The following is a 17741-nucleotide window of genomic DNA, read 5'->3' as shown; positions in this document are numbered from 1 at the left end:
CGGGCGCGGTGCCGGCGCCGCCGGCCGCCGCTCCGGGCGGGGAACAGCGGCCGGCCGGCCCGGCCCGGGTGCCCTGGTGGGCGCGCCTGCTGGGCCGCCGCTCCTGAACCTCGTGCATCTCACGTGTCGAGCTGCCGCCACCACCAGGCCAGGGCCGGGATCGGCGGCGGCTCGACGCCCGGGTCACTGGGCGTGTCGCTCCAGGCGACGTCGTACGAGGCGCCCTCGACCGGCAGGTGGTTGCGGTTGCGGGGGCTGGCGTAGCGCGGCGCCCGGTTGTGGTACTCGGCGTCGCCCGCGATCCAGTGCTCCAGGCAGCCCATGTACCGGTGCAGTTGCTCGTCCGCGTCGCGCGCGAGCCGGTCACGCAGCCGGACGAACAGCGTCACCACCCGGTCCCGCAGCGCGCTCGCGGCGGGCAGCGCCTCGCGGGGCGTACAGCCGTGGTGGTGGGCGAGGACGTTGATCAGGTTCTGCTCCCAGGGCTCCTGGTGGTCGTCCTTGTTGTACGAGAAGACGTCGTTGTCGCAGCTGACAATGAAGCCGGCGGCGTCGGTCAGGGCCTGCACGGGCGGCGAGTACAGCACGTCGGCCGGCAGGTCGATGCCGTTGGCCACCTCGCACCAGGTGAGGGTGAAGCGGGTGCCGTTGACCGAGGTCCGCATGGCGGCGAAGTCATTGAGCCCCGGCATGACGCCACGCTCGGTGTTGGCGCTCTGCCACGCCTCGCCGAACAGCCAGTCCCTGATGCCCTCGGTGAACCGGCGCAGCTGGAAGGGGGTGAGCATCGCGCGGGTGCGGACGACCAGATCCTCCAGGGCCGCGGTGCGCGGCCCCGGCGGGAGCATGCCGGAACCGGGTGCCTCCACGGCGCGGACGAACCGGGCGCCGTGGTCGGCCATGGCCGCCGTACGGCCCGCTGGGCCGCCGGAGTCCTGCCAGTCGTCCATGGCGAAGGCCCAGTAGTTCCACTGCGCGAACAGCACCATCGGCTCGACGTCGCCGTAGGGGATGATCCGGCTGGTGAAGTCGGCGCCGTGGGTGGCCAGCCCCCAGGCGCGCTCGGTGGCGTCCGGGTACAGCTCGTAGGCGTCGAGCCAGGCGATGGCCTGTGCTTCGATCTCGTCGGCCTTGGGGTGGATGAGGCCCATGTCGAACGGGCAGTAGACCGGCGGCAGTTCCCAGCCGATCCGCGAGGGATGCCCGTCCTCGGCGTACACAGGTGGCATCGGTCAGCCGCCTCCGCCGAGCCGGAACAGCAGCAGCCGGGTCTCCATGGCGTGGTCCCGCCAGATGCGGAACAGCTTGCCGTGCGTGATCGTGGACTCCTGGAGCCGCTCCCGGGACCAGGCGGTGGCGCGGGCGGAGCCGAGGGGCGCGCGCTCGACGCGGTCGAGCTCGGCGGTGTTCCACGCCATGGACTGCACCCAGAACTCGGCGACCCGGTCGGTGACGTCCTCGTCCTGTTCCAGCTCGAAGCCGGCCGCTTCGGCGGCGGCGATGTACTCGGTCAGCGTGCCTAGGCGCGTCTTGTAGTAGCCGTCGATGAACCCGGTCCACTCGGGGCGGCAGATGAAGTGTTCCTGGAGGCCGAACCAGCCGCCCGGCTTCAGGGCCTTGGCGACCACCTGGAACAGCCGCTCGCGGTCCATGTAGCCGGAGCTCTCGTTGGCGTACGCGGCGTCGTACGTGCGCTCCGTGGTGAAGTCGTGGATGTCGCCGAGGACGGGGGTGACGCGGCTCGATACGCCGGCCTGGCGGGCGAACTCCTCGATGAGGGGGATGTGTTCGCCGGTGACGGTGATGCCGGTGACGTTCGCACCGTGCTCCTGCGCCCAGTACAGCGAACCGCCGCCGACGCCGCAGCCGATGTCGAGCACCTTGCCGGGCGGGGTGGTGTACGCGCCCCAGCTGCGGGCCGCGTGCGCGATGATCGCCTCCTGGGACTCGACTATGCGGCGCTTGAGCACCCGCTGGGCGACGGTGGTGTTCGGTGCGGCGCCCGGGGCGAAGAGCCCCACGTGGAAGTGGACGCGGGGCCCGGGCCCGTACTTGTGGAGAATGTCCGCCGTCTTGCGGCTGTAGTAGAGCGGAACTTGACGCTCATCGAATTCCTGGCCCTGGGTTGGGGGTTCGGTGACGAGACGTGTGTCCATCGGTTCTCCGGTCCTGCGGTCATGGCGGGGGTTGTGCATCAGCCGCCCCACCCTGCCCACAAGTGAAGAAAAAAACTCCTCATTCGCTTGGACTTTTAACAAAGTCACTCAGAAAATGACCGCATTCGGGGCGAGTTGGCGCTGGGCGGGCGGGCGGCCGCTCAGCTCAGCCGGCCGCTGAAAGGAGCGCTATCGCCGCGCCGCCACCTCCCGCAGCGCCGCCAGCAGCCGGGCCACCGCGGGGGCGGACTCCGCGCCACGGCGCACCGCGGCCACGACATGGCGGCGCGGCTGGTCGGCATCGAGCACCCGCATCACCACTCCCGACGCGCGCTCGGCGGCCGCCATGCGCGGCACGAGCGCGATGCCCATCCCGGCCTCCACCATCGCGAGGATCGCCGTCCACCCGGCGGCCGAGTGCGCCTGCTCCGGCAGGAACCCGGCCGCCTCGCACGCCGCCGTGGTGATCTCCGACCAGGGCCCGCTGCCCCCGAAGATCCACCGCTCCGCCGACAGGTCGGCCAGCCGCAGCCCCGGTGCCCCCGCCAGCGGATGCCCGACCGGAAGGGCCACGTCCAGGGGGTCGGCCAGCAGCGGTACGCGGCTGTACCTGGCGTCCCGGGCGGTCGGCGCGTGCGCCGCCAGCGACAGCGCCAGGTCCACCTGCCCGGCCGACAGCAGCTCGTACGCCTCGGCGGCCTCCGCCTCCCGCACCCATACCTCCAGGCCCGGGTGCGCCGCGCGCAGCCGCAGCACCGCGGGCACGACCAGCGCCGGGACGGCGGTGGAGAACGCGCCCACCCGCACCTCGCCGGCCTCGCCCCGGAGGTACCCGGTCAACTCGGCGTCCGCGCGCTCCAGTTGCGCGAACACCACCTCGGCGTGGCGCAGCACGAGCTGCGCGGCGTCGGTGAGCCGCACCCGCCGCCCCTGCGCCTCCAGCAGCCGCACCCCGAGCTGTTTGGACAGATTGGTCAGCTGCTGCGACACGGCCGAAGGGGTCATCAGCAACGCCTCCGCGGTCGCGGTCACCGTTCCCCGGTCGCGCAGCGTGCGGAGGATCTGGAGCTTCTTGATGTCCCACTCGGCCATGCCCGCAACCTACGGCCTGGTCGCTGTCCCGAGGACGACACCACCCAGGATCAGCGCCATGCACAGGAACTGCGGCGGGCCCATCGCCTCGCCGAGCAGCGCCCAGGACAGCAGTGCCACGCACACCGGCTGGAGGTAGTACACCACTCCCGCGCGGGCCGCGCCGATCAGCGCGATCGCCTTGTTCCACGCGAAGAAGGCGACGGCGGAGGAGAAGACCCCGACATAGACCAGCGGTCCGACGGTCGCGGCCGTGGGCTCGAATCCGCCCTGCACGGTGAGGCTGATCCCGTACACGGGCAGCAGCATCAGCGCACCGAGTACGAAGATGGCGAGGAGGAAGGCCGGACCGCCGAGTCCGGCGGGCCGCCCCTTGAGGAGGGCGCTGTACGAGGCGAAAGCGACCGCGGCGGCCACGATCCACAGGTCACCGGCCGCCAGGTCGGGCACGAGGGAGCCCTCGCCGACGAGGAGCAGCACCCCGGCGCAGGCGATCACCAGACCGGCCACCCGCCGCGGCCCGAGCCGGGCCCCGCCGAGCCTCGCGTACCCGGCCATGAACACCGGGGAGGCGGCCATGACCATGCCCATGGTGCCGGCGGAGGTGGTGAGGCCGGCCTGGTTGACGAGGGTGTTGTAGACCGCGACACCGAGCAGCGCGGCGAGGGCGACGAAGCCGAAATGGCGCCGGATGAGGGCGCGTTGGCACCAGGCCTGGCGCGCCGCGAACGGCGCGACGACGAGGATCGCGACGATCCAGCGCCAGAAGGCGGCCTGGACGGGCGGGACGGAGTCGTGGAGGGCGCGCGAGGTCACGAAGCTGCCGGACCAGACGACCGTCGCGACGGCGGCGAGGAGAACGCCGAGGCCGGAAGCCCGCCCCACCCTCCTTCTGGCGGTCGCCTGTCCTGCGGTACGGACGCGGTCCAGGACTGCCACGGTTATCCCTTGCCCCTCTCCCCGCTGCGGGGATCTTGGTTATGGGAGCTACCGTCGCACCGCGCGAGTGCTTAGGTCGATCGAATCTTTTCGACGCTTCCTTTCAGCAATGCTGAAAGATCGCCGGGGCGTCCGCTGCCCGCCGAGTGCCGCTCCGGTCCGGCGGCGCGTGAGCGCACGAAGGCGCTGCCTGGCGGGGTGTCCCGCCGGGCAGCGCCTTCGGAAAGGTGTAAAGGGCCGGAAAGAGGAGAGGGCCTCAGACCTTCTTGGACTTGTCGAGCACCATGACGAGGCCCGCGATCACCGCGAACAGCACGATCGGGGCGACGACGTACAGGCCGAGGGTCTCGGCCACGCTCAGGCCGGTACCCGGGTCGTCACCGTCGTCGCGGGTGAGCGCGAGCGCGGGGGACGACATGAGCAGCATCATCAGCGTCGTACCGGCCGCGACGGCGCCGGCGCGCAGGGCGTTCTTCTTGTCCACGGTGCAAACGTAGCGAACGCCTAAAGGCCCCGCGCGTCCGGGGGTGCCGTAGCCGGCCGGAGCACGTCCATCAGCGCGTGCAGCCGGGGCGAGGCGACCAGCTCCTCCAGGGTGACGGGGCGGCCCTCCGCGTCGGCGATCGGCAGCCGCCAGTTCGGGTACTGGTCCCAGGTGCCGGGCAGGTTCTGCGGGCGGCGGTCGCCCACCGCGTCCGGCAGCCACACCCCGGTCATCCGGGCGGGGGTGCGGCGCAGGAAGCGGTAGAACGCGCGGATGCCGGCCTCCTCGTCCCGCGCGCCGCCCTCCTCCAGCAGGCCCAGTTCGCGCAGGTACGCCAGCCACTCGGCGACCTCTTGGGCGTCCTCGGCCCGCTCCTCCTCCAGGGAGCGGGTGAGCAGGCCGAGCCGGTGGCGCAGCTCGACGTGCTCGCCGGTGAGCCGGGCGGCGGTGGAGGGCAGGTCGTGTGTCGTGGCGGTGGCCACGCAGTCCGCGCGCCAGGTCTCGGGGGGCAGCGGCCGCCGCGTGCCCTCCCAGTCCCGCTCGAACCACAGCACGGAGGTGCCCAGCACGCCGCGCCGCTGGAGGGATTCCCGCACGCCGGGTTCGACCGTGCCGAGATCCTCGCCGATCACGACGGCGCCCGCGCGGTGGGCCTCCAGGGTGAGGACCGCGAGCATGGCGTCGGCGTCGTACCGGACGTACGTGCCCTCCGTGGGTTCCCGGCCCTCGGGCACCCACCAGAGGCGGAACAGTCCCATCACATGGTCGATGCGCAGCGCGCCCGCGTGCCGCAGCAGCCCGCGCAGCAGGTCCCGGTAGGGGGCGTAGCCGGAGGCGGCGAGCGCGTCGGGGCGCCAGGGCGGCAGGCCCCAGTCCTGGCCGCGGCCGTTGAAGGCGTCCGGCGGGGCGCCGACCGACATCCTGGCGGCGAACGCGTCGCTCTGCGCCCACGCGTCGGCGCCGTCCGGGTGCACCCCCACCGCGAGGTCGTGGACGATCCCGACGGCCATGCCCGCCTCCCGGGCGGCCCGCGCGGCGGCGGCGAGCTGCTCGTCGGTGAGCCAGGCGAGGCGGGCGTGGAAGTCGACCCGGTCCGCCAGCTCCTGCCGCACGCGCGCGGTGGCGGCCGACCTCGGGTCGCGCAGGGCCTCCGGCCACTGGGCGCGGTCGGAGCCGTACCGCTCGACGAGCGCGCACCAGGTGGCGTGGTCCTCCAGGGCGCGGCCCCGCTCGGCGCGGAAGTCCCGCAGGGCGGCCTCGCGGCCGGGCCCGAGCGGCACGCGCGCCAGCAGCTCCAGGGCGCGGCGCTTGAGCACCCACACCGCGTCCCGGTCGATCAGCTCGCCCTTGCGCAGCACCCCTTCGCGCAGCTCGGCGGCGCGCCCGGTCAGGGCGTCGAGCTCGGCGCGCTCCTCGCCGGTCAGGTGGCCGCGTGCGTACGCGTACTCGGGGATGTCCTCGACGCGCAGATGGACCGGGTCGGGGAAGCGCCGTGAGGAGGGGCGGTACGGGGAGGGATCGGTGGGCGTTCCCGGCACGGCCGCGTGCAACGGGTTGACCTGCACGAACCCCGCCCCGAGCGCCCGCCCCGCCCAGCCGGCCAGCTCCCGCAGGTCTCCCAGGTCGCCCATGCCCCACGACCGCGCCGACAGCAGCGAGTAGAGCTGCACGAGGATGCCGTACCCGGGCGCGGAGGGCTGCGGCACGCGCGCGGGGGCGACGACGAGCGCGCTGAGCGAGGTGCGCCCGTCGCGCGCGCGGGCCTCCAGCCGGTGCACGCCCAGCGGGAGCCGCTCCCACCGGGGCGTTCCGGAGATCGCGTCGCCGTGCTCGGTGACGATCCGCAGCTCGGTGCCGGGCGGGAGCGTCGCGAGCGGGCGCGGCAGCCCGGGCGGGCGGCCCTGGGGCGGGGAGCCCTCCTCCGGGCCGTTCTGCCACAGGACCAGCGTCGGCGGGAGCAGCCGCCGCGCCCGGGCGGCCTCGGTGGCCGTCAGGGACGCGCGGACCGCCTCGGGCGTGGCGGCGTCGACGTCCAGGGCGGTGAGCACCTCGACCACCGTGGCGTCGGGGACCGGGACGGTGACGCCCGCGGAAGGGGAGTACGCGGTGGCGACACCGTGCAGCGCGGCGAGCCGGGCAAGGGTCATTCAGGCTCCTGGGGACTCCGGTCCGCCGGCCGTGCGGTGCGCGGTCGGCTCGCTGGTCAGGGGGGTGAAGTCGGTGAGTGCGGGTTCGCTGGTGAGCGGGGTGGCGCCGGCGAGCGGGGGCTCGCTCGTCAGCGGCGTGCCGGCGGCCGGCGGGCCGGACACGGGCGCGGGCCCGAGGAGGCGGCCAGGGGCCTGGTTCGGCACCTGGCCCGGGACCTGTTTGGAGAGGGCGGAGAGCAGAAGCTGGGCGGACGCGGCCATGGTGGCCTCCCGGTGAAGGTGACGGTGGGACACAGCAGCCCTACCCAGCGGACGGCGACACATCCGTCCAACGTGGCGTTGGTCACACGGCTTGCCCGTGGCGGGAGTTGAACAGCACCCCGTACCCCCATAGGCAAATACGACACAACGGCCACGCACATTGACACCTTCGGCGAGTGGGTGGTGGGCTCGAAACCGACCGGTTCAGCCACTGCTCCGGCCACCGGCAAAGCTACTCGCAGAACAACGAAAGACGAGGGGAGACGCGCGTGCAGTTCGGGCGCTTCGGTCGCGGAAAGCGGACCGCGACGGCCGTCGCCGTCGCCGTGATCGGCGGCCTGCTGGGCGGCGCTCCCGGCGCGCTGGCCGCGCCCGGCGGCCCCGGCGCTCCCACCGCCACCGTGCCCGATCGGGACGGCTCCGCCCTGCCCCCGGTGTGGCCGCGCCCGCAGTCCGCCCGGGCCGTGCCCGGCGCGGCCGTGCCGCTCGGCGACGAGGTGACGGTCCTCGCGGGCGAGGGCGCCGACCCCTACGCCGTGAGCGCGCTGGAAGGCGTCCTGCGCGAGGCGGGCGTACGCGACGTGCACACCGGCCCGGGCGGACGCGGGCCGGTTGTGCTGGTGGGCGGCGACGGCGCGCAGAACGCGCTGCGCGCCCTGCGGGTGCCCGAGCGGGGCGACCTGCCCTCCGGCGGGTACCGCCTCGCCACCGGCCGGTTCGACGGCCGCGACACGGTCGCCGTCGACGGGGTCGGTGAGGACGGCCTGTTCCACGCCGTGCAGACGCTGCGCCAGCTCATAACGGACCGGACGGTGCCCGGCGTTGTCGTACGCGACTGGCCGGGGACCGCCGTGCGCGGTGTGACGGAGGGTTTCTACGGCCACCCCTGGAGCCACCAACAGCGGCTCGCCCAGGTCGACTTCATGGGCCGCACCAAGCAGAACCGGTACCTCTACGCGCCCGGTGACGACCCGTACCGCCAGACGCAGTGGCGTGAGGCGTACCCGGCCGCCCAGCGGGCCGAGTTCCGGGAGCTGGCCGAGCGGGCCCGGCGCAACCATGTGACGCTCGCCTGGGCCGTGGCGCCCGCCCAGTCGATGTGCCTGGCCTCCGAGGACGACGTCACGGCCCTCACCCGCAAGGTCGACGCGATGTACGCGCTGGGGGTGCGCGCCTTCCAGCTCCAGTTCCAGGACGCGGCCTACGACGAATGGCACTGCTCCAGGGACGCGGACACCTTCGGCTCCGGGCCGGTCGCGGCCGCCAGGGCCCACGCGCGCGTGGCGACGGAACTGGCGCGGCACCTGGCCGGGCGGTATCCGGACGCGGCCCCGCTGACGCTGATGCCGACCGAGTTCTACCAGGACGGCGCGACCGACTACCGCACGGCGCTCGCCGAGGAGCTGGACGAGCGGGTGCAGGTGGCGTGGACGGGTGTCGGCGTCGTACCGCGTACGATCACCGGCCGTGAACTGGCCGGGGCGCGGGACGCGTTCCGCCACCCGCTGGTCACCATGGACAACTACCCGGTCAACGACTACGCGCAGGACCGTATCTTCATGGGCCCGTACACGGGCCGCGAGCCGGCCGTCGCGGCCGGTTCCGCCGCGCTGCTGGCCAACGCGATGGAGCAGGCGGCCGCCTCCCGGGTGCCGCTGTTCACCGCCGCCGACTACGCCTGGAACCCCAAGGGCTACCGCCCCCAGGAGTCCTGGCGGGCCGCGGTGAACGACCTGGCGGGCGGCGATCCGCAGGCCCGTGAGGCGCTGCACGCGCTGGCCGGCAACGACGCCTCCTCGATCCTCAGCCGCACCGAGTCGGCGTATCTGCGGCCGCTGCTGGCCGCCTTCTGGCGCACCCGCGCGGCCACGGACGCGGCGGCCCGCGAGCGGGCGGCGAAGCAGCTGCGGGCGGCGTTCACCGTGATGCGTGAGGCCCCTCGGCGGCTGGCGGGCGCGGCGGACGGCCGGCTGGACGACGAGGTGCGGCCGTGGCTGGACCAGCTGGCGCGCTACGGCCGGGCCGGCGAGGCCGCCGTCGACATGCTCCAGGCGCAGGCGCGGGGCGACGGGGCGGCCGCCTGGCGCGCCTCGCTGGCTCTGGAGCCGCTGCGCCGGTCGCTGGCGTCCAGCCCGGTCACGGTGGGCCAGGGCGTGCTGGACCCGTTCCTGTCCCGGGCCGTCAAGGAGGCGGCGGCGTGGACGGGCGCGTCGAGGCAGGCCGGCGAGGTGACCCGGAGCGCCGGCGCGTACACCGTACGCCTGGACCGGCCCAGGCTCCTCGACACGATCACCGTGATGACGGTGCCCGACGCGGCCGGTGGCGCGGCCGGCGGCGGTGTCGAGGCGCACGTACCGGGTGAGGGCTGGCGGAGGCTGGGCGCGCTGTCGCCGAGCGGCTGGACGCAGACGGCCCCCCGTGGCGTGCGCGCGGACGCCGTACGCATCACCTGGCCCGGTTCGGCGGCACCGGCCGTGAAGGCCCTCGTGCCGTGGTTCGCCGACGACCCGCAGGCCCGCCTCGACCTGCCGCGCGCCGAGACGGACGCGGTGATCGGCGGCGCCCCGCGCCGGGTGAGCGCGGTGCTGGCCGCCCAGCGCCCCGGCGAGGTGCGCGGCACGATCACCGCGAAGGCCCCGGCGGGCATCCGGGTGGCGGCCCCCCGGCAGACCACCGTCCCGCGCGGCACGGCGGCCACCGTGCCGGTCGACATCACCGTCCCGGCGGGCACCCCGGCGGGCGACTACCGGGTGCCGCTGTCGTTCGCGGGCCAGGAGCGCACGCTCACCGTCCGGGCGTACCCGCCGACGGGCGGCCCCGACCTGGCGCGTACGGCGAAGGCGTCCTCGTCGGGGGACGAGACCGCCGACTTCCCCGCGTCGGCCGCGATCGACGGCGACCCGCGCACCCGCTGGTCGTCCCCGGCCGAGGACGGCGCCTGGTGGCAGGCGGAGCTGGCGCGGCCGGCCCGGGTCGGCCAGGTCGTCCTGCACTGGCAGGACGCGTACGCGAGCAGGTACCGCGTCCAGGTGTCGGCGGACGGCCGGACCTGGCGCACGGCGGCGACCGTGAAGGACGGCAAGGGGGGCCGCGAGGCGATCCGGATGGACGCCCCGGGCACCCGTTTCCTCCGCGTCCAGGGCGACGCGCGGGCGACCGAGTACGGCTACTCACTGTTCACGGTCGAGGCGTACGCGGTCGCGGCGCCCTAGACGAGTGAGGCGAGTGAGGCGAAGGGGCGCGCGGTCGACGCACGCCGAGGCGCCCCGGAGCCGGACCGAGCCCTAGGAAACACGGTCGATCCGGGCCATGGCGTCATCCGCCCCGTACGGTTGGAGGTAGGGCAGCCAGCGCGGGTCCCGGTGCCCGGTCCCGATGATGCGCCAGGCCAGGCCGGTGGGCGGGGCGGGCTGCTGGTGGAGCCGCCAGCCCAGCTCCCTCAGGTGCCGGTCGGCCTTCACGTGGTTGCAGCGGCGGCAGGCCGCCACCACGTTCTCCCAGGCGTGCTGTCCGCCGCGGCTGCGCGGGACGACGTGGTCGACGCTGGTTGCGACGCCACCGCAGTACATGCAGCGCCCGCCGTCGCGGGCGAAGAGTGCTTTACGGGTCAGAGGAACGGGCCCCCGGTAGGGGACCCGCACGAACCGTTTGAGGCGGACCACGCTGGGTGCGGCCAGGACACGGGTCGCGCTGTGCATGAAGGCGCCGGATTCCTCGAGGCAGATCGCCTTGTTCTCCAGGACGAGGACGAGCGCGCGGCGGAGCGGTACGACACCGAGGGGCTCGTACGACGCGTTGAGGACCAGGACATGCGGCACGGATGCCTCCTTGTACGCCGGCGGCGCGTGGCTCGCGCCGGGACGATCTGCTCTTAGTCTCTCCTCATGCCAGGTCGAAGCGCCACCACGTACCGGTAACGGGCCCGAAGTGTTTTCGACCACACCCGGATCCTCCCCAGGTGAGACGCAGCTCTCCCTCGAACAGGGCAACGAACCACCCCCGATGCGCCGTTAAATGTAATTGGTCCGCTTGTCCATCCTGGAGGTTCCCGCCGTGCTCTGGTCCGCCGTTTCGGCTGCCGACCCCACACCCGCGCCGGTGTCGCTCGACGAGGCCGCCAAGCAGGCCGGTGAGGCCGCCGGCTGGGTGGAACAGAACTGGTCCACCTGGCTGAGCACCGGCCTGCGCATCCTGCTGATCCTGGTGGTGGCGGTCGTGCTGCGGCACCTCGTCCGCAGGGCGCTGAGCAAGCTGATAGAGCGCATGAACCGCAGCGCCCAGGCGGTCGAGGGCTCCGCCCTGGGCGGTCTGCTCGTGAACGCCGAGCGCCGGCGGCAGCGCTCCGAGGCCATCGGCTCCGTGCTGCGCTCGGTCGCCTCGTTCCTCATCCTGGGCACCGCCGGCCTGATGGTCCTCGGCGCCTTCAACGTCAATCTGGCACCGCTGCTCGCCTCGGCGGGTGTGGCGGGTGTCGCGATCGGTTTCGGCGCGCGCAACCTCGTCACGGACTTTCTCTCCGGCGTTTTCATGATCCTTGAGGACCAGTACGGCGTCGGCGACTCGGTCGACGCGGGCGTGGCCTCCGGCGAGGTGATCGAGGTCGGCCTGCGCGTGACGAAGCTGCGCGGCGACAACGGCGAGATCTGGTACGTCCGCAATGGCGAGATAAAGCGCATCGGCAACCTGAGCCAGGGCTGGTCCACGGCCACGGTCGACGTCACGGTCCGCCCGACCGAGGACCTGGACCACGTCCGCACGGTGATCACCGAGGTGGGCGAGGCCATGGCCAAGGAGGAGCCCTGGAACGAGCGCCTGTGGGGCCCGGTGGAGGTCCTGGGCCTGACCGAGGTGCTGCTGGACTCGATGACGGTCCGGGTCTCCGCGAAGACGATGCCGGGCAAGGCGCTGGGCGTGGAGCGCGAGCTGCGCTGGCGCGTCAAGCGGGCCTTCGACGAGCTGGGCATCCGCATCGTGGGCGGCCTTCCGCCGGCCCCCGAGGAGCCCGCCGCCGACCCGGCCGCGTCCGTCGCGCCCCCGTCCGCCTACGCCTCGGCGACCTCCCCCCAGTCGGTCGCGGCGACTCCGCTCACCCCGCCGCCGAACCTGGCGAAGTAACGCCGGTACGACACCAAGGGCGCCCCCGCCGTGACGGCGGGGGCGCCCTTCGTCGCTCCGGGAACCTGCCTCCGCGCTCTTGACGCGTCCCTGACCTGGCCCATATTTTCTGCCCACGCGAACAGGAAAGTTTCCTAACAGTAGAAGTCAGTGGAAGTCGGAGGGCAGGTGCACCCGCCGTGACCGCAACCCCCGGAACCACGCCCGGCACACCACGTGTGCTGCGGGCGATGAACGACCGGGCCGCGCTCGATCTGCTGCTGGAGCACGGGCCCCTGTCCCGGACCCGGATCGGGAAGCTCACCGGGCTGTCCAAGCCCACCGCGTCGCAGCTGCTCGCGCGGCTGGAGGCGGCCGGGCTGGTGGTGGCCACCGGGACGACCGAGGGGCGGCCGGGGCCGAACGCCCAGCTGTACGCGGTCAACGCGCGCGCCGCGTACGCCGCCGGGCTGGACGTCAACCCCCGGCGCGTCCGCGCGGCCGTCGCTGACCTGACCGGGGCGGTGGTCGGCGAGTTCGAGCTCGCCACCCCGAGAAGGCCGGCCGGGGGCGTCGTACGGCAGGTGACCGAGGCCCTGGACGGGGCCGTGAAGGCCGCCGGGGTCACCGGGGACGAGGTGCACCGGCTGGTGATCGGGACGCCCGGCGCGTTCGACCCGTCGACCGGGCGGCTGCGGTACGCCTCCCACCTGCCGGGCTGGCACTCCCCCACGCTGCTGGACGAGCTGGCGGCCGCACTGCCGATGCCGGTCGAGTACGAGAACGACGTCAACCTGGTGGCGGTGGCCGAGCAGCGGCTCGGGGCGGCCCGGGGCCACGAGGACTTCGTCCTGCTGTGGAACGAGGAGGGCCTCGGTGCCGCGCTCGTGCTCGGCGGGCGGCTGCACCGCGGGTTCACCGGGGGCGCGGGCGAGGTCGGCTTCCTCCCCGTGCCCGGCGCGCCGCTGGTGCGGCAGGTGACCAAGGCGAACAGCGGCGGGTTCCAGGAGCTGGCCGGGGCCCAGGTGCTGCCCCGGCTGGCCCGGGCGTACGGCATCGAGGACATGCCGCGCGGGGACCACGTGGAGGTCGCCGTCGCGCTGCTCGGGCGGGCGGCGGCGCGGGCCGGCTCGCCGCCGTACGCAAGGCTCCTGGACGCCTTCGCGACCGGCCTCGCCACCGGTCTGGCCTCGCTGGTCGCGGTCCTCGACCCCGAACTGGTGGTGCTGTCCGGCGAGGTGATCGCCGCCGGGGGCGAGGCGCTGCGTGAGCGCGTCCAGGCCGAGCTGGGCGAGCTGGCCGCGTCCCGGCCACGGCTCGTCATCGGCGGCGTACGGCAGCACCCCGTGCTGCGCGGCGCCCTGGAGAGCGCGCTCACCGCCACCCGGGACGACGTCTTCGACACCTCTCGCTGACCACACCTCGGGAGACCGCCGTGAACCGCACAGCCGCCGGCGCGCTCGCCGCTGCCGCCGCCCCAGCGCTGCTCACCTCCGCCTGCAGGGCTCGGCCGGGTCGGGTCAACGCCACCATCGAACGGTTCGAGGAGGCCCACCCTGCCGCGTGGACCCTGAGCTATGGCCTGGAGTCCGTCAAGGGCGCGCACCACACCGACTGGAACCTGACCATGGCCGCGACCGCGCTGGTCGTGGCCCCCGTGATCCTCGTCTCCTTCCTCGCCCGGAAGGCTGTCATCGAGGGCGTCACGCTGACCGGAGTGAAGGGCTGAGCATGAAGCTGACTGTGGTGGGGGGCGGTTCGACGTACACGCCCGAACTGATCGACGGGTTCGCGCGGCTGCGCGACACCCTGCCGGTCACCGAGCTCGCGCTGGTCGACCCGGACACCGAGCGCCTGGAGCTGGTCGGCGGGCTGGCCCGGCGGATCTTCGCCAAGCAGGGGCACCCTGGCCTGGTGACCACCACCTCCGACCTGGACGCGGGCGTCGACGGCGCCGACGCCGTGCTGCTGCAACTGCGGGTGGGCGGGCAGGCGGCCCGGCAGCGGGACGAGACCTGGCCGCTGGAGTGCGGCTGCGTCGGCCAGGAGACGACCGGCGCGGGCGGGCTCGCCAAGGCGCTGCGGACGGTCCCGGTGGTGCTGGACATCGCCGAGCGCGTACGGCGGTCCAGTCCGCGCGCCTGGATCATCGACTTCACCAATCCGGTCGGGATCGTGACCCGGGCGTTGCTCCAGGCCGGCCACCGGGCGGTCGGGCTGTGCAATGTGGCCATCGGTTTCCAGCGGAAGTTCGCCAAACTGCTGGGCGCCGACCCGGGCGCGGTGCACCTGGACCATGTGGGCCTCAACCACCTGACGTGGGAGCGCGGGGTGCGGCTCGGCGGGCCGGACGGCGAGGACGTCCTGCCCAGGCTGCTCGCCGAACACGGTGACGCCATCGCCGACGACCTGCGGCTGCCGCGCGCGGTGCTCGACCGGCTCGGTGTGGTGCCGTCCTACTACCTGCGGTACTTCTACGCGCACGACGAGGTCGTGCGGGAGTCGGCGACCAGGCCGCCACGGGCCGCGGAGGTGGCGGAGATGGAACGGCGGCTGCTGGAGATGTACGCCGACCCGGCACTGGACGAGAAGCCGGAACTGCTCGCCGGACGGGGCGGGGCCTTCTATTCGGAGGCGGCGGTGGACCTGGCGGCCTCGCTGCTGGGTTCCGGGTCCGGGCCGCGCCCACAGGTCGTCAACACGTACAACGACGGGACGCTGCCCTTCCTGCCGGACGACGCGGTGATCGAGGCGCAGGCGGCGGTGGACTCCTCCGGTGCCTCGCCCCTGGCGATCCCCGAGTTGGACCCGCTGCACGCGGGGCTGATCAGCCATGTCTCGGCGTACGAGGACCTGGCGCTGGAGGCCGCGCTGCGCGGCGGGCGCGACCGGGTGTTCAAGGCGCTGCTGGCGCATCCGCTGGTGGGGCAGTACGCGACGGCCGACGGGCTGACCGACCGGCTGATCGCGCACAACCGGGAGCACCTGGCGTGGGCGTGAGGGCTTTGGTGCTCGCCATCGACGCGGGCAACAGCAAGTCGGACGTGGCGTTCGTCGGCGAGGACGGCTCGGTGCTCGCCGCGTCGCGCGGACCGGGCTTCCAGCCGCACAGGGTGGGCGCGCGGGCGGCGCTCGACGTGCTGGCCTCGACGGTCGCGGAGGCGCTGGCGGCCACGGACCTGTCCATCGACGGCGTACGGCATGTGTCGGCGTGCCTCGCCAACGCCGACTTCCCTGCCGAGGAGGCGGAGTTGGCGGCCGGTCTGCGCGCGCGTGCGTGGGGCGGCACGGTGGAGGTCCGCAACGACACGTTCGCCATCCTGCGGGCGGGTGCGGAGGAGCCCCGGGGGGTCGCGGTGGTGTGCGGTGCGGGCATCAACTGCGTGGGCATGCTGCCGGACGGGCGGACGGCCCGCTTTCCCTCGATCGGGCGGATTTCCGGTGACTGGGGCGGGGGGTCGTGGCTCGCGGAGGAGGCGATGTGGTTCGCGGCCCGGGCGGAGGACGGGCGCGGTGAGCCGACCCGGCTGGCGCGGACGCTGCCCGCGCACTTCGGCCTGGAGACGGTGTACGCGCTGATCGAGGCGCTGCACCTGGGGCGGATCCCCTGGGAGCGGCGGCACGAGCTGACGCCGGTGCTGTTCGCGACGAGCGCGGCCGGGGACGCGGTGGCGCGGTCGGTGGTGGACCGGCAGGCGGAGGAGATCGTCGCCCTGTCGGCGGTCGCCCTGGGCCGGCTGGGCCTGCTGGAGGAGGAGGCTCCGGTGCTGCTGGGCGGCAGTGTGCTGGCGGCCCGGCACCCGCAGCTGGACGGCCGCATCCGCGAACTGCTGGCGCTGCGGGCGCCGAAGGCCGCCGTCCGCGTGGTGAGCGAGCCGCCGGTGCTGGGCGCCGCGCTGCTGGGTCTGGACCATGTGGGGGCGCCGGCCGAGGTCCGGGCGCGGCTGCGGGCGCACTACGCCTAGGCCCGCCGGGCGGGGAACCGATCAGGGCCGGGCGGCGTATACAGGGTGGGGAGTTCGAATGGCGGTGCGAGTGGGGCGCCGGGCACGATAAGAACAAGATCGCGTCAAGTCTGGTGTGCGTACCGGCCGCTGTGGCCATACTGCGGTGAGCGACCGAGGGGGAGGTCACGTGACGTACGCACCGGATGCGCCGGCCGCTGTGCCGGCCGCGCGGAGTGCGCCGGTCGCACCGGGTGTGCCGGGACCGCCGCCGGCGACGCCGCCCGCGGCGCGGGGGGCATGGGCCGGGGGCTGGTCGCGGCTGCGGGCCGAGGCGACGACCGAGCCGGGACGGCTGCTGATCCTGGGCGCCGTCCTGGCCGCGCTGGTCGTGGTGTTCGGCGCGGTCACGGCGTACGAGGTGTCCGACCGGGCGGCCGCCGCCGACGACGTGGTGAGCCGCAGCCAGCCGCTGAGCGCCGACGCGGCCGACATCTACCGCTCGCTGGCGGACGCCGACACGGCGGCGGCCGGCGGCTTCCTGGCCGGCGCTCAGGAGCCCGCCGATGTGCGGGAGCGCTACGAGCGGGACATCACCACCGCGTCCCGCCTGCTGATCAAGGCGGCGGCGAACACGGACGGTTCGTCGCGGTCGGCCCGTGACATCGCGACCCTCAATGAGCATCTGCCCCGCTACACGGGCCTGGTGGAGCGGGCCCGCGCCGCCAACCGGCAGGGCCTGCCGCTGGGCGGCGCGTATCTGCGGTACGCCAACCAGCAGATGAGCACCCATCTGCTGCCCGCCGCCGAGCGGCTGTACGAGGCGGAGACGGCACGGCTCGACCAGGACGACCGGAGCGCCCGTGGGTGGCCGTTCCTGTCACTCGCGCTGGGCGTCGTGGTCGTCGCCGCCCTGCTCCGGGCGCAGCGCCGCACGTACCTGCGGACGAACCGGGTGTTCAACCGGGGCCTGCTGGCAGCCACCGTCGCGTCCACGGTGATGCTGCTGTGGCTGGCGGCCGGCCACACGCTGGCCCGCGCCGGGCTGAACGAGGCCCGCGCGCACGGTCAGGATTCGCTCAAGGTGCTGAATGAGGCCCGGATCAACTCCCTGAAGGCCCGCGCGAACGAGAACCTGACGGTGGTCGCCCGGGGTGCGGTGCTGACCGCGGACGGCAAGAGGGACAAGTACGAGACCGAGTACGGCACGGGCATGGGCAAGCTGAGCGCGGCACTGGCGGAGGCGGGCAGGCTCGCCGACGACAGCGCGGGCGGCGGGCCGGTCGCGGACGCCGTACAGCGCGTCGAGGAGTGGAAGAAGCGGCACGAGGACGCCCGCGACACGGACGACGCGGGCGACTACGAAGGCGCACTGGCCAAGGTCATCGGCGTCGAGGACTCCACCGGTGAGTCCTTCGACCAGGTGGACGCGGCGCTGAAGAAGGCCCTGGCGCATGAGCAGGGCGAGTTCACCCGGGCCGCCGAGGACGGGCGCGGCGCACTGACCGGGCTGCCCGTGGGAGCGGGCGCCCTGGCCGTGGTGGGGGCGGCCGGGGCCATCATGGGCATCAACCGCAGACTGTCGGAGTACCGGTGAGGGCGAGGGGAGGCACGATGAAGGGCG

The 17741-nt window shown here is 74.0% G+C and carries 14 protein-coding genes and 1 pseudogene; 7 read left to right on the top strand and 8 right to left on the bottom strand.

Annotated elements, in window-relative coordinates; all coding sequences use genetic code 11:
- Window positions 1-119 precede the first annotated feature (119 nt).
- The 7 genes from QWM81_RS23555 to QWM81_RS23525 all read right to left on the bottom strand — a co-directional run bounded on the left by QWM81_RS23555 (window position 120) and on the right by QWM81_RS23525 (window position 7079).
- Entirely contained in the window at window positions 120-1229 is a 1110-nt protein-coding gene (locus QWM81_RS23555; protein ID WP_290114317.1) for a terpene synthase family protein, read from the bottom strand.
- A gap of 3 nt (window positions 1230-1232) precedes the next feature.
- The gene (locus tag QWM81_RS23550) at window positions 1233-2156 is read right to left on the bottom strand and encodes an SAM-dependent methyltransferase (RefSeq protein WP_290114316.1); all 924 of its coding nucleotides are present in this window, start codon (window positions 2154-2156) and stop codon (window positions 1233-1235) included.
- 189 nt (window positions 2157-2345) lie between these two features.
- Complete coding sequence (locus QWM81_RS23545) at window positions 2346-3248, bottom strand: LysR family transcriptional regulator (RefSeq protein WP_290114315.1); 903 nt, start codon at window positions 3246-3248, stop codon at window positions 2346-2348.
- A gap of 9 nt (window positions 3249-3257) precedes the next feature.
- Window positions 3258-4187, bottom strand: coding sequence for a DMT family transporter (locus QWM81_RS23540; protein ID WP_435372434.1), 930 nt, complete (start codon window positions 4185-4187; stop codon window positions 3258-3260).
- 256 nt (window positions 4188-4443) lie between these two features.
- Entirely contained in the window at window positions 4444-4671 is a 228-nt protein-coding gene (locus QWM81_RS23535) for a hypothetical protein (RefSeq protein ID WP_290114314.1), read from the bottom strand.
- 20 nt (window positions 4672-4691) lie between these two features.
- A complete protein-coding gene (malQ, locus tag QWM81_RS23530) occupies window positions 4692-6818 on the bottom strand; it encodes a 4-alpha-glucanotransferase (protein ID WP_290114313.1) in 2127 nt (708 codons plus the stop codon).
- Window positions 6819-7079 carry a hypothetical protein gene (locus QWM81_RS23525; protein WP_290114312.1) on the bottom strand — a complete coding sequence of 87 codons (261 nt, stop codon included), beginning with the start codon at window positions 7077-7079 and terminating at the stop codon, window positions 6819-6821.
- A gap of 269 nt (window positions 7080-7348) precedes the next feature.
- On the opposite strand from QWM81_RS23525, the gene QWM81_RS23520 reads away from it, so the two are divergent.
- The gene (locus QWM81_RS23520; protein WP_290114311.1) at window positions 7349-10291 is read left to right on the top strand and encodes a beta-N-acetylglucosaminidase domain-containing protein; all 2943 of its coding nucleotides are present in this window, start codon (window positions 7349-7351) and stop codon (window positions 10289-10291) included.
- Between the two features lie 72 nt (window positions 10292-10363).
- Here the strand turns inward: QWM81_RS23520 and QWM81_RS23515 are convergent, their stop codons facing one another.
- The gene (locus QWM81_RS23515) at window positions 10364-10897 is read right to left on the bottom strand and encodes an HNH endonuclease (protein ID WP_290114310.1); all 534 of its coding nucleotides are present in this window, start codon (window positions 10895-10897) and stop codon (window positions 10364-10366) included.
- Window positions 10898-11132: 235 nt separating this feature from the next.
- Between QWM81_RS23515 and QWM81_RS23510 the strand changes: the two genes are divergently transcribed.
- From QWM81_RS23510 to QWM81_RS23485, 6 genes and pseudogenes are all read left to right on the top strand, one after another.
- Complete coding sequence (locus QWM81_RS23510; protein WP_435372435.1) at window positions 11133-12194, top strand: mechanosensitive ion channel family protein; 1062 nt, start codon at window positions 11133-11135, stop codon at window positions 12192-12194.
- A gap of 230 nt (window positions 12195-12424) precedes the next feature.
- Window positions 12425-13588, top strand: coding sequence for an ROK family transcriptional regulator (locus tag QWM81_RS23505; RefSeq protein ID WP_290114322.1), 1164 nt, complete (start codon window positions 12425-12427; stop codon window positions 13586-13588).
- A 140-nt stretch (window positions 13589-13728) separates the two neighbouring features.
- Window positions 13729-13902: pseudogene (locus QWM81_RS23500) on the top strand (carbohydrate ABC transporter permease); the annotation flags it as partial.
- A gap of 2 nt (window positions 13903-13904) precedes the next feature.
- On the top strand, window positions 13905-15173 hold the full coding sequence (locus QWM81_RS23495; protein WP_290114309.1) for a 6-phospho-beta-glucosidase: 1269 nt from the start codon (window positions 13905-13907) through the stop codon (window positions 15171-15173).
- Window positions 15164-16138 carry an N-acetylglucosamine kinase gene (locus tag QWM81_RS23490; protein WP_290114308.1) on the top strand — a complete coding sequence of 325 codons (975 nt, stop codon included), beginning with the start codon at window positions 15164-15166 and terminating at the stop codon, window positions 16136-16138. The genes QWM81_RS23495 and QWM81_RS23490 overlap by 10 nt, the downstream gene beginning before the upstream one ends.
- A 169-nt stretch (window positions 16139-16307) precedes the next feature.
- Window positions 16308-17714 carry a GlnX family signal transduction membrane protein gene (locus tag QWM81_RS23485; RefSeq protein WP_435372433.1) on the top strand — a complete coding sequence of 469 codons (1407 nt, stop codon included), beginning with the start codon at window positions 16308-16310 and terminating at the stop codon, window positions 17712-17714.
- The last annotated feature ends 27 nt before the right edge of the window (window positions 17715-17741 follow it).

The sequence above is a fragment of the Streptomyces ficellus genome, assembly GCF_030406405.1.
In the GTDB taxonomy this organism is placed as follows: Bacteria; Actinomycetota; Actinomycetes; order Streptomycetales; family Streptomycetaceae; genus Streptomyces; species Streptomyces ficellus_B.
Note: the sequence above shows the minus strand (reverse complement) of the source record. Positions and strands in the feature narration are given on the sequence as shown.

Coding starts and splice junctions, on each gene's coding strand:
- QWM81_RS23555 (WP_290114317.1), bottom strand. CDS start 1,229: ATGCCACCTGTGTACGCCGAGGACGGGCATCCCTCGCGGATCGGCTGG.
- QWM81_RS23550 (WP_290114316.1), bottom strand. CDS start 2,156: ATGGACACACGTCTCGTCACCGAACCCCCAACCCAGGGCCAGGAATTC.
- QWM81_RS23545 (WP_290114315.1), bottom strand. CDS start 3,248: ATGGCCGAGTGGGACATCAAGAAGCTCCAGATCCTCCGCACGCTGCGC.
- malQ (WP_290114313.1), bottom strand. CDS start 6,818: ATGACCCTTGCCCGGCTCGCCGCGCTGCACGGTGTCGCCACCGCGTAC.
- QWM81_RS23525 (WP_290114312.1), bottom strand. CDS start 7,079: ATGGCCGCGTCCGCCCAGCTTCTGCTCTCCGCCCTCTCCAAACAGGTC.
- QWM81_RS23505 (WP_290114322.1), top strand. CDS start 12,425: ATGAACGACCGGGCCGCGCTCGATCTGCTGCTGGAGCACGGGCCCCTG.
- QWM81_RS23495 (WP_290114309.1), top strand. CDS start 13,905: ATGAAGCTGACTGTGGTGGGGGGCGGTTCGACGTACACGCCCGAACTG.